Raw genomic sequence first — 20260 nt, 5'->3', positions numbered from 1 at the left:
GATGACGATCTCACCGTCGACTATCGAGCAGGTCATCCCCGGTCAGGGGGCGATGGCCCAGCCGTCGGCCGCGCCGGGCCGGGCGAAGCGGCGCCGGTTTCGGTTCATGGCCAACGCCAAGGCCGCGACCGGCCTGGCCGTCCTGGCCGGCTACGGCCTCTTCGCGATCATCGGGCCGTGGGTGGCGCCGTACGACCCGGACGCGCGCAGCAACGACGTCCTGCAGGCGCCGTCGGCCCGGCACTGGTTCGGCACCACCCATCTCGGCCAGGACATCTTCAGCCAGATCCTGGTCGGCACCCGCAGCGTCGTCGTCGTGGGCCTGATCGCCGGCGTCCTGGCGACGATGCTGTCCATCCTCATCGGCGTGACGTCCGGCTACCTCGGCGGGATGGCCGACGAGGCCGGGTCGGCGCTGTCCAACGTGTTCCTGGTCATCCCGGCGCTGCCGCTGATCATCATCGTGACGTCGATCGTCGAGCAGGCCAGCGACACGCTGGTCGCGCTCATCATCGGCTGCACCTCGTGGGCGTGGGGGGCTCGGGTGCTGCGCGCGCAGACGCTGTCGCTGCGCCGCCGCGACTACGTCGAGGCGGCGCGGGCCACCGGCGAGCGGACCTGGCGGATCATCCTGTTCGAGATCCTGCCCAACCTCACCGCGATCATCGCGTCCGGCTTCGTCGGTACGGTGATCTTCGCGGTCATGTCCGAGATCACCCTCGCCTTCATCGGCATCTCGTCGGTCTCCTCGTGGAACTGGGGCACGATCCTGTTCTGGGCGCAGGGCCAGCAGGCCCTCGCCCAGGGCGCCTGGTGGTGGTTCGTCCCGGCCGGGCTGGCCATCGCGCTGCTCGGCACCGCCCTCGCGCTGATCAACTTCGGCATCGACGAGTTCGTCAGCCCTCGGCTGCGCAGCGGCGGCCGGACCCGGATCCGCACGGCCGACGGGCGCACCGCGCGGATGCGGGTGGGTTTCACCCCCGTCGTGGCGCCGGCCGCCACCGTGCCGCAGGCGCGTACCCCGCAGGAGGCCGGCGATGAGTGAGCCCGTCCTGGAGATCCGCAAGCTCCGCGTCGACTACGGGCTCGGCGACGAGGCGGTGCACGCCGTCCGCGACGTCGACCTGACCCTGCACCGCGGCGAGGTGCTGGGGCTGGCCGGGGAGAGCGGCAGCGGCAAGTCCACCCTGGCGTACGGGCTGACCCGGCTGCTGCCGCCACCGGGAGTGATCAGCGGCGGGCAGGTGATCTACCACCCGCTCGGCGGCCCCCCGGTCGATGTGCTGGCCCTGACCCCGGCCCGGCTGCGACAGTTCCGCTGGGCGGAGACGTCCATCGTGTTCCAGGGGGCGATGAACTCGCTCAACCCGGTGCACCGGATCTCCACCCAGCTGCTCGACGTGATCAAGGCGCACGAGCCGAGAAGCACGGCGACCGGCCGGCGGGCAAGGGCGCGGGAGCTGCTGCGGCTGGTCGGGATCACCGCCGACCGGCTGGACAGCTACCCGCACCAGCTCTCCGGCGGGATGCGGCAACGGGTCATGATCGCCATGGCGCTGGCCCTGGAACCGCAGGTCGTCATCATGGACGAACCGACCACCGCGCTGGACGTGGTGATGCAGCGGCAGATCCTCGGCCAGCTCGCCGAGCTGCGGCAGCGGCTGGGCTTCGCGGTGCTGTTCATCACCCACGACCTGTCGCTGCTGGTCGAGTTCTCCGACCGCATCGCCATCATGTACGGCGGCCGGATCGTCGAGGAGGCGCCCGCGGCGGAGCTGTACCGGCGGGCCCTGCATCCGTACACCGGCGGGCTGCTGCACTCCTTCCCGGCGCTGCGCGGCCCCCGCCGCGAGCTGGCCGGCATCCCCGGCTCCCCGCCGGACCTGCGCGCCATGCCGAGAGGGTGCGCGTTCCACCCGCGCTGTCCGAAGGCGTTCGGCCCCTGCGACAAGGACCTGCCGCCGCTCGGCCCGCCCGGCGCCGACCACCCGGGCCGCGCCGTGGCCTGCTGGCTGCATCCCGCCGCCGAGCCGGTCCCCCGCTGACCACCACCGCCCGATCGAACACCCGCGAGGAGAACCATGGACACCGACCTCACCCGCCCGACCATCGACGGCTCCAGGTCGCGGCGCGGCGTCAGACAGGCCGAGCCGGAGTCGTCGCCGGGGCAGGCCGACCCGATCGACACCCTTCCGCCGACCTTCCGGTGGGGAGTGGCGACCTCGTCGTACCAGATCGAGGGGGCGGTGGCCGAGGACGGCCGCACGCCGTCCATCTGGGACACCTTCTGCCGCGTGCCCGGTGCGGTGGCGGGCGGCGACACCGGCGACGTGGCCTGCGACCACTACCACCGGATGCCGCAGGACGTCGGGCTCATCGCCGACCTGGGCCTGGACACGTACCGCTTCTCGGTGGCCTGGCCGCGGGTGCAGCCGGGCGGGCGCGGGCCGGCCAACCCGGCCGGGCTGGCCTTCTACGACCGGCTCGTCGACGAGCTGCTCGGCCGGGGGATCGACCCGTGGGTGACCCTCTACCACTGGGACCTGCCGCAGGAGCTGGAGGACGCGGGCGGCTGGCCGCACCGGGACACCGCGCACCGGTTCGCCGACTACGCCGAGCTGGTCTTCGCCGCGCTCGGCGACCGGGTGCGGACCTGGACCACGCTGAACGAGCCGTGGTGCTCGGCCATGCTCGGATACGCGTACGGCCAGCACGCCCCGGGCCGGCGGGACCTGAGCGACGGGATCGCCGCCACCCACCACCTGCTGCTCGGCCACGGGCTGGCGGTGCAGCGCCTGCGGGCGGCCGCGGCCGACCCGATCGAGGTGGGCATCACGCTCAACCTGGCCCCCGCCGACCCGGCCACCGACAGCCCCGCTGACCGGGACGCCGCCCGGGCCTCCGACGGGCTGGCCAACCGGCTCTACCTCGATCCGCTGTGCCACGGCCGCTATCCGCTGGACGTGGTGGCGGACCTGGCCGCCGAGGGCGTCCGGCTGCCGGTCGAGGACGGCGACCTGGCCCTCATCTCCACCCCCATCGACGTGCTCGGCGTCAACTTCTACTTCGGGCAGCTCTTCTCCGGAGTGGACGAGCAGGGCCGGGAGCGGGACGGAGACGGGCGGCCGGTGCGGCGGGCCGTCCGGCGGGACCTGCCCCGCACCGCGATGGACTGGGAGATCGTGCCGGACTCCTTCACCGATCTGCTGGTGCGGCTGAGCCGGGACTACCCGGGCGTGCCGCTGGTGGTCACCGAGAACGGGGCGGCGTTCGACGACCGCCCGGACGCCGACGGGTTCGTGGCCGACGACGACCGGGTGGCGTACCTGGCCGAGCACCTGCGGGCGGTGGCCCGGGCCCGGCAGGCCGGGGCGGACGTGCGGGGCTACTTCGCCTGGTCGCTGCTGGACAACTTCGAGTGGGCGTACGGCTACGACAAGCGGTTCGGCATCGTCCGGGTCGACTACGACACCCAGCGGCGGACGCCCAAGCGCAGCGCGCACTGGTACCGCGACACCGTCCGGCGGGTGCGCGGGCAGCGCTGATCCGGTCGGTCGGGGCGGCCGCGCGAAGACCGCTGGGAAGGCCGGCAGCATGGGCGCGGGCCGGCGACGCGACGTCGCCGGCCCGGCGGTTCAGCGGGTGTGGGGCCCGGAGCCGCGCCCGGGCCGGGGCCGCGGCAGCCCCCGGGCGGCCGGCTCGCGCGGCACGCCGCCGTCGCGCAGCAACCGGGCCATCGGCAGCGTGGCCGCGCCCATCGCGACCGCGTCCGGTCCGAGCCTGCACAGCTCGATCGAGGTCTGGGCGTACGGCTGGCGCAGCGCGTGCCGCGCGGTGGCCTCGCGGATCTGCGGCAGGTAGCGCTCGCCCAGGGCCAGTCCGGCCCAGCCGCCGAGCACCACCCGCTCCGGGTTGAAGAGGTTGACCAGGTTGGCCACGCCGGCGCCGAGGTAGCCGACGGTCTCGTCGAGCACCTTCGCGGCCGTCCGGCTGGTGGCGCGGAGCAGTTCGCCGAAGGCGGTCTCCTCGTCACCGCCGGCCGCCGGGCGGCCGCGGTTGGCCTGCCGGAACCGGTCGAGGATTCCCTCCGCCCCGACGTACGCCTCGAGGCAGCCGAGGTTGCCGCAGCGGCAGCGGCGACCGCCGTACACGATGGTGGTGTGGCCCCACTCCCCGGCGCTGCTGTGCGCGCCGCGGTAGGCCACGCCGTCGGCCACCACGCAGGCCCCGACGCCGGAGCCGACCAGGGCGATGACCGCGTGCCGAACGCCCCGGCCGGCGCCGAACCACATCTCGGCCTGGCCGAGGGTCTTGGCACCGTTGTCGACGTGGACCGGGATGTCGGTGCCGGCCCGCAGCATCGCCCCGAGCGGCACGCCGTCCCAGCCGAGGGTCTGCGCGTGCACGACGGCGTCGGCGGTGCGCTCGACCGTCCCGGAGACGGCGACGCTGAGGCCGAGCACCGCGGCCGGGTCGACGCCGGCCTGCTCGATCACCGCGTCCAGGCCACGCAGCAGGTGGGCGGCCACGTCCTGCGGGTCGGGCTCGGCGGCGGAGATGGGGTACTCGGCCTTGGCGAGGGCGGTCATCGACAGGTCGAAGAGTTCGACCTGCGCCCGGGTCTCGCCGACGTCGGCGCCGACCAGGTAGCCGTAGCCGGGGGCGACGCGCAGCAGCACCCGCGGCCGGCCACCGTCGGACTCGACCGAGCCCGCCTCCTCGACCAGCCCTTCCCCGATCATCTCGCCGACCAGGTTGCTGACGCTGGCCAGGCTCAGTGCGGTGGTCTGGCCGAGCTCGTGGCGGCTGAGCGGGCCGTCCAGCCAGATCCGGGTGAGCAGCAGCGACCGGTTGGCCCGGCGCATGTCGCGCACGGTGGTGCGTCTGGCGTCCACGTCCGCCGCCGTCCTCTCCCCGCTGCCGCGCTCGGGCGGCGCCTTTCACGGCATGAACAAAGTGGTGACAGCGTACTGCGCATTTACATTTAACAAAGTTAACTGATAGCCTCCGGCGCATCGATGAGGAGGTATGTCATGCGACTTCGACGCGGGCTGACTGCCCTGCTCGGCGGCACCGTGCTGCTCGCCGCCACCGCCACCTTGACGGCCACCACCGGCCTCGCCGCGACCGCCGGCCAGACCGCGCTGGCGGCCTGCTCCGGCGTACCGGCCTGGGCCGAGGGCGTCACCTGGACCGCGGGCAGCCGGGCGACCTACACCGGCCGGCTCTACCAGGCGCTGCAGACGCACACCCCGCCGCCCGGCGCCGGCTGGACCCCGCCGGCCACACCCGCCCTCTGGTCGGACCTCGGCGCCTGCGACAGCGCCCCGTCCCCCACGCCGACCAGGACGACCCCCTCCCCCACACCGTCACCCACCACGTCGCCCACCTCGACGCCGTCGCCCACCCCGACCACGTCGAGCCCGCCGCCGGGCACCGACACCTGCACGCTGAAGCCCCGACCGGCCGGCAAGGTGCTCCAGGGCTACTGGGAGAGCTGAGACGGCGCGGCCAACGGCGTGCATCCCGGGCTCGGCTGGATCCCGATCACCGACTCGCGCATCCGGACGCACGGCTACAACGTGGTCACCGCCGCCTTCCCGGTGATCCGCGCCGACGGCACCGTGCTCTGGGAGAACGGCATGGACGCCGGCGTCCAGGTGCCCACCCCCGCCGAGATGTGCCAGGCCAAGGCCGCCGGCCTGACCGTCCTGCTGTCCATCGGCGGCGCCACCGCCGGCATCGACCTCAGCTCGACCGCGGTCGCCGACCGGTTCGTCGCCACCGTGGTGCCGATCCTCAAGCGGTACAACTTCGACGGCATCGACATCGACATCGAGACCGGCCTCACCGGCAGCGGGAACATCAACCAGCTGTCCACCTCGCAGGCCAACCTGGTCCGGATCATCGACGGCGTGCTCGCCGAGATGCCCGCCGGGTTCGGGCTCACCATGGCCCCGGAGACCGCGTACGTCACCGGCGGCAGCGTCACCTACGGGTCCATCTGGGGCGCGTACCTGCCGATCATCAAGCGGTACGTGGACAACGGCCGGCTCTGGTGGCTGAACATGCAGTACTACAACGGCTCCATGTACGGCTGCTCCGGCGACTCGTACGCCGCCGGCACCGTGCCGGGCTTCGTCGCGCAGACCAACTGCCTCAACACCGGCCTGGTCGTGCAGGGCACCACCATCCGCGTCCCGTACGACCGGCAGGTCCCCGGCCTGCCGGCGCAGTCCGGCGCCGGCGGCGGGTACCTGCCGCCGTCGCTGGTGGCGCAGGCGTGGAACACCTACCAGGGCGGCCTCAAAGGGCTGATGACCTGGTCGATCAACTGGGACGGGTCGAAGGGCTGGACCTTCGGCGACAACGTCAAGGCCCTCCAGGGCCGCTGACCCCGGCCGGGCCCCGACGCTGGAACGGGGCCCGGCCGCCCGTCAGCGGGCTGTCACGCGACCCCGGTCGACCCCGACAGGGCCCGGGTGACCACGGTCAGGTCCTCGGACCCGAGCCCCTGGCCCACCACGCGCTGCCACTCCGCGGCCAGGCACTCCGCGGCGAGGAACCGACCGTCCTCGACCTCCCGCAGCACCAGGTTCACGTCCTTGAGCGCCAGAGCGAGGGGGACTGGGCCGCGTAGTCGTCCCGGCCGATCCGGTCCAGTTTCTCGGTGGCCCACGGCGACAGCAGCGGACTGCCCCGCAGGGCGCCCAGCACCGCCTCGCGGCTCAGGCCGAGGGCGTCGCCGAGCGCGACCGACGCGGCGAGCCCCTCGGCGACGAAGGCCAGCAACAGGTTGTTCACCAACTTCAGCCGGGAGCCGGCGCCGACCGGCCCGACCCAAACCGTACGCTGCCCGACCGCGTCGAAGACGGGGGCGACGCGGTCCCGGACCTCCTCCGGCCCTGACGCGAAGACGACCAGCTTCCCCTGCGCGGCCGGGCCGCGGCTGCCGGCCACCGGGGCATCCAGCAACGTGACGTCGGGACGCTCCGCCGCGACCTGCCGGGCGAACCGTTCGGTGTCGGTGGCGCCGATGGTGCTCATCTGGGCCCAGACCGCACCCTCGGTCATCGCGGCCAGCATCCCCTGGTCGAAGGCGATGGACGCGATGGCATCGGCGTCGGTCACCATGGTCACCACGACGTCCGCCCCACGGGCCGCGTCCGCGGGGCTGGCGGCCACCTCCGCGCCCTGGTCACCCAGCCGGCGGGCCGGCTCGGGGTGGCGGTTCCAGACGACCGTCGGCAGACCGGCGCGCAGCACGTTCCCGGCCATGGGCGCGCCCATGCCGCCGAGCCCGATCATCGCCACCCGTGGCTGCGCCATCGGTCCCCCGTTCCGCCTCAACGGCAGCGTAGGCCAGCGGGGGCGGTCGTGGATCCGAACGACGGCTTGAGCCCGCGACCCGGTGACGCGTCACAGCGGACGGACCAGTTCGGCGAACCAGCGCCGGCCCGCCTCGAACACGTCCCGGACGACCAGCCCGGCGGCGGGTGCCGTGTCGTGCACCGCCACCGTGTCCAGCCGGGCCCAGCGGAACGCCCCGCTGCGGCACACCGTGCCCTCCGGTGAGCGGGAGGCCAGCCGGGCCTGTCCCCGCCACAGGCCGGGTCCGGGAGGTTCCAGCTCGACGACGACCGAGCCGCCGGCCCGGAGCAGTTCCCCGCACCGGCGGAGCAGGAGGACCGGTTCACCGCCGATGCCGATGTTGCCGTCGACGAGCAGCACGTGCGCCCAGCGTCCCTCGCCGGGCAGGGGCGCGAACACGTCCCGGTGGATGGCGACGGCGCCGCGGCCCCGGGTGAGCCGCACCGCGTGGGCGGAGACGTCGACGCCGACCGCGGCGTGCCCGGCCTGGGCCAGCGCGAGCGTGAGCCGGCCCGGGCCGCAGCCGACGTCCAGGGTCGGGCCCGCGCACCGGGCGACCACGGCGGCGGTCGCCGGCTCGGGTGGCCCGTGCCAGCGCCGGACCGGCAGCCGGGTGCGCCGGCCGTCGTCGTGCACGAGCCAGTGGGTTCCCGGCTGGGGATCGAGGGCGGCGCCGAAGACGTCCTCGCCGCCGATCGCCGCCGCCCACCGGCCGTCCGCGTCGAGCGCGTCAACCGTCACCGGGACCCGCCCGACACCAGGGTGGAGCGCAGCGCCGCGACCTCGCGGGCGAAGCGGGTCGCCGGCGCCTCGGCGGCCACCGCGAGCGCGTCGGACCAGACGTCGACGTCGCGCAGCGCCGGCAGGGGCAGGGTGCGCAGGCCGCGCCGGTCGAGGGCGGACCAGGTGCGTCGGCCGGTCTCCGGAGTGGACATCGGCACCGCCCGCAGCGCGGCGGCCTGCCGGGGGTCGCGCAACCCCAGCGCCCACCACCCGCCGTCCACGGCCCCGCCGAGCACGGCGTCGGCCAGGTCGAGTCGCCGGACCGCCGCGAGCAGGAGCCCGGCGGCCAACTGCGGGGTGTCCATGCCGATCTGCAGCACCGGCCGTCCCGGCCAGGCCGCCGCCACGTCGGCGTGGGCGTTGGCGAGCCGGTCGGCCAGGTCCCCGCCCCGCTGCGGCAGGACCGCCCAGCCGGTGAGCGCCGTGGTCAGGCCGGCGCCGTCCGCGCCGTCGGCGAGGCGTCCGCGTACGGCCAGCACCGGCGTCACCCCGGGCACCGCCCGGACGGCGTCGAGGGTGTCGCGCAGCGCGGCGGCGGCGATGCGGGCGGCCTGGCCGAGGGTGGCCGGTGGGCAGAGCCGGGTCTTCACCGCCCCCGCGACCGGCGCCTTGGCCATCACCAGCAGCACGGTCACCGGGGCCCGCCCAGGCTGCGCAGGACGCCGGCGAAGTCGCGGGTGGCGCGCAGCGTGCCGCGTACCGAGCCGGAGACCTTGGAGCGGGTGCCGGCGGCCCGCGGGGCGTAGGCGACGTCCAGCTCCTGGATCCGCCAGCCGGCGGCGGCGGCGCGGATCAGCAGTTCGAGGGGGTAACCGAAGGCCCGGTCGGTGACGTTGAGGGCGAGCAGCGCCTCGCGTCGAGCCACCCGGATCGGGCTGAGGTCGCGCAGCGGTACCCCCCGGTGCCGCAGCAGCGCCGCGATGAGGGCGGTGCCGGCGCGGGCGTGCCACGGCCAGGCCCCGGCGGAGAACGGCCGTCGGCGGCCGACGGTCAGGTCGGCGGCGCCGCCGGCCACCGGGGCGACCAGGGCGGGAAGTTCGGTGGGGTCGAAGGATCCGTCGGCGTCGAGCACGCAGACCAGCTCCGCCTCGGCGGCCACCAGCCCGGTGTGCACGGCGGCGCCGTAGCCCCGGCGGGGTTCGTGCACCACCCGGGCCCCGTGCCGGACGGCGACCTCCGCCGAGCCGTCCCGGGAGCCGTTGTCCACCACGATCGCCCGGTAGCCGGGGGGCAGCGCGGTGAGGACGCCGGGCAGGGCGGCCGCCTCGTCGAGGCACGGCAGGACCACGTCGATCGGTGTGGGCATACCGCCGACGCTAGGCCGCCACCCGGGCCCCGGCAGGCAGATCGGGTCTTACGGATCTGTTACCGGCGCACCGATTCTTACCGGACGGTGACGATCCGGCGGTTCGCCTGTCGCCCGCCGGGAATGGGCCGTACGGTCCGGTCGGCATGAGAACGACCACGAGGCTGCCCGCCGCGCCCGGGCGGGCGCCGACCCGCCGGTGGCGCGCCGACCTGACCGTGCTGGGCGTCGAGGCGGCGCTGGTCGCTGTCGCCGCGGCGGTCGGCGCGGTCCTCAACGCCCGCGGCGTGGGTCTGCACGCGGACGCCGCCCCGCTGTACGCGACCTGGCGGCCGCACGCCGGTTGGGGCACGCCGGCGGCGGTGCTGGTGGCGGTCGCGGTGGTCGGATCCGGGGTGCGGTGGGCGCAGACCGCCCGGTGGGGTCGGCTGCTCGGCGTGGCCTGGTTGGCGTCGGCGGCGTGGACGCTGTCGCTGGCCCTGGTCGACGGCTGGTCGGCAGGGTTGACCACCCGACTCACCGTGCAGGCGGAGTACCTGCACGAGGTGCCCGGGATCCGGGACGTCCCCGCCACGCTGGCCGGGTTCACCGGGCGGATCCTGGACTTCCAGCCCGACTCGTGGTCCACCCACACCGCCGGTCACCCGCCCGGCGCGCTGCTGGTCTTCGTGGGGCTGGACCGGATCGGGCTCGGCGGGGGCACCGCCGCCGCGCTGGCCTGCGTGCTGGTGGGCACGAGCGTCACCGTCTCGGTGCCCGTGGCGCTGCGGGCGCTCGGCGCCGCCGCCGCGGCCCGCGCGGTCCTGCCGTTCCTGGTGCTGCTGCCCGGGGCCGTGTGGGTGGGGGCGTCGGCGGACGGGCTCTTCGCCGGCGTGGTCGCGGCAGGGCTGGCGCTGCTGGCGGTACGCGGCCGGCTGGCCCCGGTCGCCGGTGGCCTGGTGCTCGGTTTCGCGCTGTACCTGTCGTACGGCTTCGTGCTGGTCGGCCTGCTGGCGCTGGTGGTACTGGCGCTGCGCCCGGCGGACCGGCTCGCCGCGCTGCTGTCCGGGACGGCCGGGGCCGCCGCGGTGGTGGTGGTCTTCACGGCGGCGGGGTTCCGGTGGTGGGACGGCTACCACCTGGTGGTGGAGCGGTACTACCAGGGCTGGGCGGCCGAGCGCCCGTACGGCTACTGGATGTGGGCGAACCTGGCGGCGCTGGTGCTGTCCGCCGGCCCGGTGTCCGGGCCGGCGCTGGGGCGGGCGGCGCGGGCCGGGGTGACGGCGGTGCGGGCCGCGCTGCGCGGCCCGGGTGTCCGGCTCGCCGGGCCGGTGGCCGCCGCCGGGCCGGCGGTGCTGCTGCCGGTGGCGGCGGCGGTGGTGGTGCTCGCGGCCGACCTGTCGGGGTTGAGCAAGGCCGAGGTGGAGCGGATCTGGCTGCCGTTCGCGGTGTGGCTGCTGGTCGCCACCGCGCACCTGCCACCGGCGACCCGCCGCTGGTGGCTGGCCGGGCAGGCGGCGACCGCCCTCGCGGTCAACCACCTGCTCTGGACGGTCTCCTGAGCCGGGCGCCTGCCCCGACGCACTGACGAGCCGGACCGCCGGCGTGGCCGGTCAGGCGTGCACGGCCGCCGGCTCGCGCAGCGGGTCGGTGGCGAAGGCGGCGACCCCGTCGGCGAACCCGACCCGGGCGGTGTAGCCGAGCAGTTCGGTCGCGCGGCGCGGGTCGGCGACGACGTGTCGCACGTCGGCGGCGCGGGCACCGCCGACGACCAGCGGCGGCGGGCCGGCCATCGCGGTGGCCAGCGCCGCGGCCAGGTCACCGACCGTGCGCGGATCGCCGGAGCAGACGTTGACCGGCACCAGCGGCTGCGGCGGGGGCGTGGTGAGGGCCAGCAGGTTGGCCCGCGCCACGTCGGTGACGTGGACGAAGTCCCGCCGTTGCCGGCCGTCCTCCAGCACCCGTGGTGGTCCGCCCGCCGCCAGCGCCGACCGGAAGATCGAGGCCACCCCGGCGTACGGGGTGTCGCGCGGCATCCGGGGCCCGTAGACGTTGTGGTAGCGCAGCGCCCACACCCCACCGCCGGTCTGCCGCGCCCAGGCGCCGGCCAGGTGTTCCTGGGCGAGCTTGGTGGCGGCGTACGTGCTGCGCGGCTCCAGCGGGGCGTCCTCGGGGACCAGCGCCGGGGTGAGGGTGCCGGCGCACTGCGGGCAGGTCGGGTCGTAGCGGCCGGCGGCCAGGTCGGCGGGGCGGCGCGGGGCGGGGCGCACGGTGCCGTGCCGGGTGCACTCGTAGCGGCCCTCGCCGTAGACGACCATGGAGCTGGCGAGCACCAGCCGGTGCACCCCGGCCCGGTGCATGGCGGCCAGCAGCACGGCCGTGGCGTAGTCGTTGTGGCTGGCGTACCCGGGGGCGTCCGACGGGTCGAGCCCGTGCCCGACCATCGCGGCCTGGTGGCACACCGCGTCGACGCCGGGCAGCAGCCGGTCGAGCAGGTCGGGGTCGCGGACGTCACCGACGACCGGGCCGTGCCGCCGGGACCACTCGGGCAGCTCACCGCCGTGCGCCTGGGGCAGCAGCGCGTCCAGCGCCACCACCTCGTGCCCGTCGGCGGCGAGCAGGTCGGCGACCTGCGACCCGATGAACCCGGCCGCGCCGGTGACCAGTATCCGCATGGCGGTCAGGGTAGGTCGGTGGACGGTGGCGGCGGGCCGGGTCGGCGAAGCCGTAAGGACCTCGCAACATGGCGGTCCGCCGGTAAGCGTTCGGTAATCCGGCAAACCGGGACCAGCCGTCGGCGCCGCCCGTAGCCTGCCGGAGAGGGATCCGGTGGGCCGGCCGCCGCCGGGGCGTCCCGGCGTCGGCAGGCACGAGGAGGACCGGTGAGCGCGGAGAGCACTCCTCCGGCCGGGGGTTCCCCGGCCGGGTCGGAGCGCGTGCACCCCGGCCGCCGGGCGTACGGTTTTCCCCGGCGGTGGTGGGAGTTCCTGGCCGCGCATCCGCCGCCCGGCGCCGCGACCGTGAACCGGCGCTGGCGCAGCCCGCTGCGCGGCCCGTGGCTGACCTCCGTGTTCGGCCTGGTCCTGCTCGTCGGCCTGCCGCTGGTGTTCCTCACCGGGCTGCTGGACTACCTCGCCTACTCCCCCCAGTTCGGCCAGGCGTTCCCGCGTGACGTCGGCTGGCTGCGGCTGCCGCCGTTCGACTGGCCGACCCGCCCGTCCTGGCTGTTCCGCCTCACCCAGGGCCTGCACGTGGGGCTGGGGATCACGCTGATTCCGATCGTGCTGGCCAAGCTCTGGTCGGTGCTGCCGAAGCTGTTCGACTGGCCGCCGGCCCGTTCGGTGGCGCAGGTGTTGGAGCGGCTGTCCCTGCTCCTGCTGGTCGGCGGGATCCTCTTCGAGATCGTCACCGGCCTGCTCGACATCCAGTACGCGTACCTGTTCGGCTTCGACTTCTACACCGCCCACTACTTCGGCGCCTGGGTGTTCGTCGCCGCGCTGGTCACGCACGTGGCGCTCAAGCTGCGGCGGATGCTCACCGGGCTGCGGTCCCGTTCGCTGCCCGAGGAGCTGACCACCTACCGCGCGGCCACCCGGCCCGAACCGCCGGATCCGGACGAGTTGGTGGCCGCCCGGCCCGGCCCGCCCACGATGAGCCGGCGCGGCGCGCTCGCCCTGGTCGGTGGCCTGTCGGCGCTGCTCGCCGCGCTCACCGTGGGGCAGCACTTCGAGGGGCCCTGGCGGCGGACTGCCCTGCTGCTGCCCCGGGGCCGGCAGCCCGGCGCGGGTCCGACCGGCTTCCCGGTGAACCGGACCGCGGCCGCCGCCGGGGTCCGGGCCGCCGACATCGGGCCAGGTTGGCGGCTCACCCTGCACGCGGGCGGGCGCAGCGTCACGGTCGACCGGGCCGGCCTGCTGGCCATGGCCCAGCACACCGTCACGCTGCCGATCGCCTGCGTGGAGGGGTGGTCGACGGTGCAGACCTGGACCGGGGTACGGCTGCGCGACCTCGCCGCTCTCGTCGGCGCGGACGGGATCACCGCCGCGCACGTGGTGTCCCTGGAAAAGGCGGGACTGTTCCGGCAGGCGACCCTGCAGGCCAACCAGGTTCTCGACGCGGACTCCCTGCTCGCGCTGCGGGTCAACGGCGTCGACCTCTCCCTCGACCACGGGTACCCGGCGCGGGTCATCGTCCCGGCCCTGCCCGGGGTGCACTGCACGAAGTGGGTGGCGCGGATCGAGTTCCGGGGGCGTACCGGTGGGTGACCTCGCGGCACGGTTCCGGGCGGCGTACGGGGCGCCGGTCGGGCACCTGCTGCTGCTCGTCGGCACCTTCGCGGTCGCCGGATGGGTGGCGCTGCGGCTCGCCGCGGAGCCGACCGCCGGCCGGATGCTGGTCTGGTTCGTCGGCGCGGCGATCGCCCACGACTTCGTGCTGTTCCCGATCTACGGGCTGGCCGACCGGATGCTGCGGCGCACCCTGGGCACCTACGGCGTGCCGGCGTCGGGCCCCGCACCGCTGAACCACATCCGGGTGCCGGCCCTGGCCTCGGGCCTGTTGTTCCTCGTCTACCTGCCGGGCATCCTGCGGCTGGGCCGGCCGACCTATCTGGCCGCGTCCGGGCAGGACCAGCGACCGTTCCTCGGCCGCTGGCTGCTCGCCACGGCCGTGCTGTTCCTGGTCAGCGCCGTCGGCTACGCGCTGCGCCGGTGGTGGTCGCGCGGCCGCTGAATATCCCGTCGACATCGGTGAATGGAACCAGGCCGTTTCATTGCCGATTCCGTCAAGGCGGCGATGACGGGCGATGCGATTGATGAGCACTTCAGGGCGGAATAACGGACCGAACCAGAGCATTTTTCGGCGCGCCCTCCCGGCGCGCGCCGTCAAATCGAATGTCCGCCGACGTCGCGGTCTCGTCCCACTCGGTTTGACCGAGGTTGAAGCCGGGTAACGGGACCTGCGGCAGTGAGGGGACAGGAAGAGGTGGGCCGCGACGCCGGAATCGGCGTCGCGGCCCACGCCTGTCCCGACCGTCAGATGCCGCCGTCGACGTACAGGGTCTCCCCCGTGATGTAGGAGGACTGGTCGCTCAGCAGGAAGGCGACCGCGTTGGCCACCTCCTCCGGCCGCCCGTAGCGGCGCAGCGCGATGATCTTCGAGTGGCGTTCGACGTGCGCCCGCCGCTGCTCCGACGAGTCCCGCGCCGCCTCCTCGGTCTCGATGGTCCCGGGGGCGACCACGTTGACCCGGATGCCCTGCGGGCTCAACTCCTTGGCCAGCGAGCGCATCAGCCCGATCAGGCCGGCCTTCGCCGCGGTGTAGTGCGCGCGCAGCGGGATCCCGACCGTGGCCGCCCGGGAACCGATGGCCACCACCGAGGAGCCCGCGGCCAGCAGCGGCAGCGCCCGGTTGACGACCAGGTAGGCCGCGGTGAGGGTGGTGTCCACCACGCGGTGCCACTCGTCGGGCGTCAGCTCGGCGAACGGCACGGGGCTGATCACCCCCGCGTTGTGCACCAGGCCGTGCAGCGTGCGCTGGCCGCCGCCGGCCTCGTCGACGAGCCGCTCGACGTCCTCGACGTCGGTCACGTCCGCCCGGATCAGCCGGTGGGTGCCCGGCGTTTCCTTGAGCTGGTGGGCGAGCGCCTCGACGTGCTCTCCCTCGGTCCGGTAGCAGGCGATCACGTTCGCGCCGGCCGTGGCCAACCCGAGGGTGATGCCCCGACCGATGCCCCGGGTGCCCCCGGTGACGATGATGTTCTTGCCGGCGAGTTGACTGGTCATGGCGTGCTCTCTTCTCGCGGTGCGGCCGACCCGGATCTCCCGGCGACCGGCGCGTCGGCACCGGATCGCGGACAGCTGGCGGCACGTGGACAGAAACGCCGGTGGACGCGCGTAGGTGCGGGCCGAGTTCCGGGTTCCGGGTCGACGGGGTCCTGCGGGCTGCCCGGAAAGCTGCTCACGGGGCCGAGGCTGCCGCAGGGCCCGTCGCCCGGGCGTCACGGCCGCGTCACGGCGAGGCGGCGTTCAGTGCTCCAGCGGGCGCGTGGTCTGCTCCGCTCCGTGGTCGCGGCTCAGGCGTAGAGCGGGGCGCCGGTCTCCAGCAGGGACTTCAGGTCGCTGAGGACCTCCGCCCAGCCGCCGCCGGCGCCCTCGACGTCGCCGTTGACCTGCGCCATGGTCTGCGGCGCGCCGGCGAGTTCGTGGATCACCGTGAGGCAGCTGACCCCGCCGTGCTGCGCGGCGATCTCGTACGTCAACCGGGTGGCCGGCTCGTCCAGCCAGGTGGGCCGCCAGGTCTGCACCAGCCGGACCGGCGGGTCCACCTCGATCACCTCGCCCTCCACCGGCACCTCGGGCATGCCGGCCTCCTGGTGCTCCTTGATGGCGTAGGCGCGGTAGCGGCCGCCCGGCCGCAGGTCGTATTCGGCGATGCCCTGGTAGCCGTACCGCCGGGTCCACTCGGGCTGGGTGATCGCGTCCCAGATGGCCTGCGGCGTGGCCTTGATGTACACCCGGTAGACCTTGGTGGTCCCGGCCGTCGTCGTGGTGGTCATCTCTTCTCCTCCGGTTCGTCGCGTTCGAGCTCGGCCTTGAGGTCCAGCAGCGCCCTGGTGTGGCCCTCCGTGTACTTGTCGATCCACCGGTCGTGGATCAGCCGGATCGGCACCGGGTTGAGGAAGTGCAGCTTCTCCCGGCCTTGCCGCCGGGTGACCACGAGACCCGCCTCCTCCAGCAGGCGCAGGTGCTTCATGACCCCGAAGCGGGTCATCTCCAGCTCGGACTCCAACTGCGTCAGCGTCTGGCCGTCGCGCACGAAGAGGCGGTCGAGCAGGGCTCGCCGGGTCGGATCGGCGAGCGCCTTGAAGACCAGATCCTCGTCGTCCACGACCAGAAGAATAGGTGACCGAATGGTCACATGTCAACGCGCGCGGCGGCGCGTCGAGGACGGGATGTGCGATGGGCGCGGCGGGGGGAGCGCAGCCGGCAGTGCCGCCGCCCGGGCATCCCCGACGGACGAGGTGGTGAGTGAAACGAGATGGAGGCGGAACGGACGCCGGTCAGTGGGCGGGGGTCGGCTGGGCGTCGGCCACCCAGTCGGGGTGGGCCTGGACGAACGCCGCGACGGTGTCGTCCCGGACCGCGTGCAGCAGTTGCAGGCTGGTCGGGCTGAGGATCTCGGCGCTGCCGACCCCCGGGACGGTACGGCTGTTGAAGGTGCCGTTGTTGGTCTTGATCGTGGTGATCGCGTCGGGGCGGATCCCCCGCATCGCAAACGCCCAGTCCTCCAGCGGGATGCCCCCGTCGTCGACGGTCATGGCCTTGCCGACCGCCGACAGCAGTCCGGGCAGCTTGGTCGGTGAGTTCAGGCCCTTGCTGATGACCTGCTGCAGCACCGCCTTGACGAACTGCTGCTGGTGGCGCTGCCGGCCGTAGTCGAAGTCGTGGTTGGCCAGCAGGTCCCGCTGCCGGACGAAGTCCAGCGCCTGGGACGGATTCAGGCAGTGGTTGCCCTTGGTGTAGACGTTCGGGGTGACGCCGGGGATGCGGTGGTTCACCGTGCCATCGGGATTGATCTTGTACGGCGCCGCCGTCTTCCCGGTCGCGTCGTCCCGCCCCAGGTGGATCGACGTGGTGGTCTCGTCGACGTACATGCAGACCTGGCCGAGCGTCTGGACGATCTCCTTGAACCCCTGGAAGTCGATGATCGCGCCGGCGTCCGGGGTGATGCCGGTGGTGTTGCGCACGGTCAGGGCGAGCAGTTCAAACCCGTGCGACAGCGCGGACGCGCCGGTGAGCCCCCGACCGCCGAACGCGAAGGCGGCGTTGATCTTGCTCTGCCCGCCGGCGTACGACGTCGCGCCGTTGTTGTACGCGGGGATGGTCACCAGCGAGTCCCGCGGCAGCGAGACCATGTACGCCTGGCTGTGGTCGGCCGGGATGTGGACCAGGATGATCGAGTCGGCCCGGGTGAGCTGGCTCGGGTCCTGGTTCGGGCGCGTGTCGACGCCGACGAGCAGGATATTCTTCGCCCCGGTGATGCTCTGATGCTGGCGCGGCGCCGCGGCGGCGCCGAGCAGGTTCTGCTGGGTGATCTTGCTGGTCGCGGTGTGCAGCAGGAACTGGCTACCGCCCAGGGCCACGCCGCTGAGGGTCATCAGGGTCGCGCCGACCGCCACGCACCAGCGGGCCCAGCGCGGCCAGCGCCGACGGGGCGGGACCGGGTCCACGGGTGTGCGGTTGTCGGAACGCGCTGTGGCGTGCGGCACGGATGTCTCCTCGGGCGGGGGTCAAACCGGACCAAATGTAGGCGGCCGCTGAGCGCAGCGTCACGTCGCCGGGCTGTGAATCCCCTGGGAGGTCCACCAGCACGGCGACACGGCGCCCCCGGTGGCCGACGAGCGGTGGGGGACATTCCTCGCTCCGGGCACGGGAGCGGCCGAACTCCCCACGGTACGCCCCGCCGGCGTGCCGCGCGTGGCAAAGGTCCGGTTCCTCCTCGACGGCGACGAATTCGTCACCGATCACCTGGCCAGCCAGGCGCGGATCTCGGCACCATGCTCATCGGGCCCGGGCGGCGGGAGGTCGTAGCGCGGCGGGGTGGCGGAGAAGCCGATCGGGTGCCGGACGCCGGGTACGCCGTCGACGGTGACCACCGGGTCGAGCCCGAGCCGCCGAGCCAGGGCGACCCCGCCGTCGACCGCGTTGATCGGCGTGCAGGGCACGCCCGCCGCGCGCAGGTCCCGGAACCACTCGTCGCTGGTCCGCTGCGCCAGCCGCGCGACCAGCAGGGGGCGCAGCACGTCCCGGTGGGCGGTGCGGTCCTGGTTGCGCCGGAAGCGGGGATCGTCGGGCAGCCCGGGCAGGCCGAGGACCTGGCACAGGGTGCGGAACTGGCCGTCGTTACCGGCGATCACGACGAGCTCGCCGTCGGCGGTCGGCAGCGGCTCGTACGGGAAGATGCTCGGGTGGGCGTTGCCCATCCGGGACGGCACGACCCCGGCGGCGACGTGCGCGCTGGCGTGGTTGACCAGGCCGGACAGGGCCGAGGAGAGCAGGTTCACCTCGACGTGCTGCCCCGTCCCAGTCTGCTCCCGGTGGTGCAGGGCGGCGAGGATCCCGACGGCCGCGTGCAGGCCGGCGATCACGTCGAACACCGCCACCCCGGCCTTGTACGGCGGGCCGTCCGGCGCCCCGGTGAGGCTCATCAGCCCGGACGCCGCCTGCACCATCAGGTCGTATCCGGGCAGGTCGGCGCCGGCCCCCGCGCCAAAGCCGCTGATCGAGGCGTAGACGATCCGCTCGTTGGCGGCGGCGACGCTGTCGTGGTCGAGGCCGAAGCGGCGCAGCGCGCCGGGCCGGAAATTCTGGATCATGACGTCGGCGCGGTGCGCCAGTCGCCGGGCGAGCACCAGGTCATCGGGGTCGGTGAGGTCGAGGATGATCGACCGCTTGTTGCGGTTGACGCCGAGGTAGTAGGTCGAGACCCCCTCGCGGACCGGCGGCATCCAGGTCCGGGTGTCGTCGCCGGCGGGCCCCTCGACCTTGATCACGTCGGCGCCGAGGTCGGCCAGGAGCATGGTCGCGTACGGTCCGGCGAGGATCCGCGAGAAGTCCGCGACGAGGACGCCGTGCAACGGCCCGGACCGCTCCTCCCCCATCGCCCGCTCCCTCCCCGACCTGGCCCCGCCGACCGGGCACCCGAATCAGGAGCAGCAACTAGTGGTTGCTTTCCTTTCTAGAGCTGTCCATGATTGATGGTCGTGGGCAGTGTCTATCGGATTGGCGAGTTTGCCAAGCGGGTGGGCCGCTCGGTGAGTACGGTGCGCCGGTGGGAGGCGGAGGGTCGGATCACGGCCCGTCGTCTGCCGTCGGGGCAGCGGTATTTCGACGATTCTGATGTGCGCCGGGTGCTGCAGCCGGGGTTCGACGCTGACTGGCGGAAGGTTGTGGTGTACTGCCGGGTGCCGTCGCCGGGTCAGAAGTCGGGCTTGGTCTCGCAGATGGCGGCGATGCAACAGTTCTGCCTCGCTCGCGGTCTGGCCGTGGACGAGTGGATCAGCGAGGTCGGCGGCGGGATGAACCTGCGCCGCACGAAATTCCTGGCGTTGATGGACGCCGTCGACCGGGGTGAGGTCGCCACGCTGGTGGTGGCGCACCAGGACAGGCTGGCTCGGTTCGGGTTCGACCTGGTGGAGCACGTGGCGGCGCGTGGCGGCTGCGAGATCGTCGTCGCCAATCAGAAGTCACTGTCCCCGCAGCATGAGCTGGTCGAGGACGTCCTGGCCATCGTCAACTCCTTCTCGGGCCGGCTGGACGGTCTGCGCCGCTACGAGAAGGAGCTGAAGACGGCGGACCTGACCAGGGAGGGCGACCGGTGAAGGTCACCCGGATCGCCTACTCCGCGCACCTGAATCCGGGCAAGTACGCTGCCCTGGTAGAGCAGGCGCGTCGGTTGGGTCGGGTGCGCAGCGAGGTGTGGCAGCGCTACGGCTCGATCCGCGGTGTCGGGTCCGGGTTGAGGGACCGGCAGGTGCGGGACCGGTGGCTGGCCGACGGCACACACGCGTTGTTTGGTGTGCTGGCGAATGCGTGGAAGGAAACCGTCCGCGACGCCATGGCCGACATCGCCGCGAACCTCGAGGCAGCCAAGGCCGACGTCCGGCGGGCGATCAGCCGACGCACCAACGATCCGGCCGAGCGCCAGCGAATGTTCACCGCGCTGAAGGCCGACCAATGGGCCGCTGATCCGTTCCTGGCACGGCAGATGCGCAAGCACTGGAAGCGTGGCCACAACCGCACCCACGATCAGATCGTCGTG

22 protein-coding genes are annotated in these 20260 nt (G+C 73.9%); 10 read left to right on the top strand and 12 right to left on the bottom strand.

The genetic code is table 11. The features are described 5' to 3' along the window. The first annotated feature begins 1 nt into the window (after position 1). The 3 genes from ACY34I_RS15140 to ACY34I_RS15130 are packed head-to-tail and all read left to right on the top strand — an operon-like array spanning position 2 to position 3545. Complete coding sequence (locus tag ACY34I_RS15140; RefSeq protein ID WP_462755674.1) at positions 2-1045, top strand: ABC transporter permease; 1044 nt, start codon at positions 2-4, stop codon at positions 1043-1045. Beyond that, positions 1038-2045, top strand: coding sequence for an ABC transporter ATP-binding protein (locus ACY34I_RS15135; RefSeq protein WP_462755673.1), 1008 nt, complete (start codon positions 1038-1040; stop codon positions 2043-2045). Before ACY34I_RS15140 ends, ACY34I_RS15135 begins: the two co-directional genes overlap by 8 nt. A gap of 36 nt (positions 2046-2081) precedes the next feature. Further along, positions 2082-3545 (top strand): GH1 family beta-glucosidase, encoded by a 1464-nt coding sequence (locus tag ACY34I_RS15130; RefSeq protein WP_462755672.1) that lies wholly within the window; start codon positions 2082-2084, stop codon positions 3543-3545. Positions 3546-3635: 90 nt separating this feature from the next. Here the strand turns inward: ACY34I_RS15130 and ACY34I_RS15125 are convergent, their stop codons facing one another. Next, entirely contained in the window at positions 3636-4895 is a 1260-nt protein-coding gene (locus tag ACY34I_RS15125; protein ID WP_462755671.1) for an ROK family protein, read from the bottom strand. A gap of 138 nt (positions 4896-5033) precedes the next feature. On the opposite strand from ACY34I_RS15125, the gene ACY34I_RS15120 reads away from it, so the two are divergent. Then, on the top strand, positions 5034-5501 hold the full coding sequence (locus tag ACY34I_RS15120) for a carbohydrate-binding protein (RefSeq protein ID WP_462755670.1): 468 nt from the start codon (positions 5034-5036) through the stop codon (positions 5499-5501). An 18-nt stretch (positions 5502-5519) separates the two neighbouring features. After that, positions 5520-6395, top strand: coding sequence for a chitinase (locus ACY34I_RS15115; protein WP_462755669.1), 876 nt, complete (start codon positions 5520-5522; stop codon positions 6393-6395). Between the two features lie 53 nt (positions 6396-6448). On the opposite strand, the gene ACY34I_RS15110 is transcribed toward ACY34I_RS15115, so the two are convergent. The 5 genes from ACY34I_RS15110 to ACY34I_RS15090 form a co-directional block, all read right to left on the bottom strand. Further along, positions 6449-6601 carry a hypothetical protein gene (locus ACY34I_RS15110; protein ID WP_462755668.1) on the bottom strand — a complete coding sequence of 51 codons (153 nt, stop codon included), beginning with the start codon at positions 6599-6601 and terminating at the stop codon, positions 6449-6451. Then, positions 6598-7350 carry an NAD(P)-dependent oxidoreductase gene (locus ACY34I_RS15105; RefSeq protein ID WP_462755667.1) on the bottom strand — a complete coding sequence of 251 codons (753 nt, stop codon included), beginning with the start codon at positions 7348-7350 and terminating at the stop codon, positions 6598-6600. The genes ACY34I_RS15110 and ACY34I_RS15105 overlap by 4 nt, the downstream gene beginning before the upstream one ends. Before the next feature lie 69 nt (positions 7351-7419). Then, positions 7420-8112 carry a class I SAM-dependent methyltransferase gene (locus ACY34I_RS15100; RefSeq protein ID WP_462755666.1) on the bottom strand — a complete coding sequence of 231 codons (693 nt, stop codon included), beginning with the start codon at positions 8110-8112 and terminating at the stop codon, positions 7420-7422. Next, positions 8109-8789, bottom strand: a complete 681-nt coding sequence (locus ACY34I_RS15095) for a TIGR04282 family arsenosugar biosynthesis glycosyltransferase (RefSeq protein WP_462755665.1) — start codon at positions 8787-8789, stop codon at positions 8109-8111. The genes ACY34I_RS15100 and ACY34I_RS15095 overlap by 4 nt, the downstream gene beginning before the upstream one ends. After that, on the bottom strand, positions 8786-9460 hold the full coding sequence (locus tag ACY34I_RS15090) for a glycosyltransferase family 2 protein (protein WP_462755664.1): 675 nt from the start codon (positions 9458-9460) through the stop codon (positions 8786-8788). Before ACY34I_RS15090 ends, ACY34I_RS15095 begins: the two co-directional genes overlap by 4 nt. Positions 9461-9606: 146 nt before the next feature. Here ACY34I_RS15090 and ACY34I_RS15085 point away from each other — a divergent pair, with 146 nt between their 5' ends. Continuing rightward, complete coding sequence (locus ACY34I_RS15085; RefSeq protein WP_462755663.1) at positions 9607-11001, top strand: hypothetical protein; 1395 nt, start codon at positions 9607-9609, stop codon at positions 10999-11001. 51 nt (positions 11002-11052) lie between these two features. Here ACY34I_RS15085 and ACY34I_RS15080 read toward each other — a convergent pair whose 3' ends face one another. Then, positions 11053-12114, bottom strand: a complete 1062-nt coding sequence (locus ACY34I_RS15080; protein ID WP_462755662.1) for an NAD-dependent epimerase/dehydratase family protein — start codon at positions 12112-12114, stop codon at positions 11053-11055. Positions 12115-12375: 261 nt separating this feature from the next. Here ACY34I_RS15080 and ACY34I_RS15075 point away from each other — a divergent pair, with 261 nt between their 5' ends. Together ACY34I_RS15075 and ACY34I_RS15070 are read left to right on the top strand one after the other, a co-directional pair. Further along, a complete protein-coding gene (locus ACY34I_RS15075; RefSeq protein ID WP_462755818.1) occupies positions 12376-13704 on the top strand; it encodes a molybdopterin-dependent oxidoreductase in 1329 nt (442 codons plus the stop codon). Next, on the top strand, positions 13697-14170 hold the full coding sequence (locus tag ACY34I_RS15070; RefSeq protein WP_462755661.1) for a hypothetical protein: 474 nt from the start codon (positions 13697-13699) through the stop codon (positions 14168-14170). The genes ACY34I_RS15075 and ACY34I_RS15070 overlap by 8 nt, the downstream gene beginning before the upstream one ends. 302 nt (positions 14171-14472) lie before the next feature. On the opposite strand, the gene ACY34I_RS15065 is transcribed toward ACY34I_RS15070, so the two are convergent. From ACY34I_RS15065 to ACY34I_RS15045, 5 genes are all read right to left on the bottom strand, one after another. Further along, positions 14473-15222: an SDR family NAD(P)-dependent oxidoreductase gene (locus ACY34I_RS15065; RefSeq protein ID WP_462755660.1), complete on the bottom strand. Its 750-nt coding sequence runs from the start codon at positions 15220-15222 to the stop codon at positions 14473-14475. A 290-nt stretch (positions 15223-15512) separates the two neighbouring features. After that, positions 15513-15995 carry an SRPBCC family protein gene (locus tag ACY34I_RS15060; protein ID WP_462755659.1) on the bottom strand — a complete coding sequence of 161 codons (483 nt, stop codon included), beginning with the start codon at positions 15993-15995 and terminating at the stop codon, positions 15513-15515. Beyond that, on the bottom strand, positions 15992-16327 hold the full coding sequence (locus tag ACY34I_RS15055; protein ID WP_462755658.1) for an ArsR/SmtB family transcription factor: 336 nt from the start codon (positions 16325-16327) through the stop codon (positions 15992-15994). Before ACY34I_RS15055 ends, ACY34I_RS15060 begins: the two co-directional genes overlap by 4 nt. 172 nt (positions 16328-16499) lie before the next feature. Beyond that, positions 16500-17708: an LCP family protein gene (locus ACY34I_RS15050; protein WP_462755657.1), complete on the bottom strand. Its 1209-nt coding sequence runs from the start codon at positions 17706-17708 to the stop codon at positions 16500-16502. 255 nt (positions 17709-17963) lie between these two features. After that, a complete protein-coding gene (locus ACY34I_RS15045; RefSeq protein WP_462755656.1) occupies positions 17964-19100 on the bottom strand; it encodes a CaiB/BaiF CoA transferase family protein in 1137 nt (378 codons plus the stop codon). A gap of 102 nt (positions 19101-19202) precedes the next feature. Here ACY34I_RS15045 and ACY34I_RS15040 point away from each other — a divergent pair, with 102 nt between their 5' ends. Both ACY34I_RS15040 and ACY34I_RS15035 read left to right on the top strand, forming a co-directional pair. After that, the gene (locus ACY34I_RS15040; protein ID WP_462755817.1) at positions 19203-19820 is read left to right on the top strand and encodes an IS607 family transposase; all 618 of its coding nucleotides are present in this window, start codon (positions 19203-19205) and stop codon (positions 19818-19820) included. Then, positions 19817-20260: hypothetical protein (locus ACY34I_RS15035; RefSeq protein ID WP_462755655.1), on the top strand; the 444-nt coding region annotated here is incomplete at its 3' end. The genes ACY34I_RS15040 and ACY34I_RS15035, both read left to right, overlap by 4 nt.

The sequence above is a fragment of the Micromonospora sp. RTBAU3-60 genome, assembly GCF_054963695.1.
Note: the sequence above shows the minus strand (reverse complement) of the source record. Positions and strands in the feature narration are given on the sequence as shown.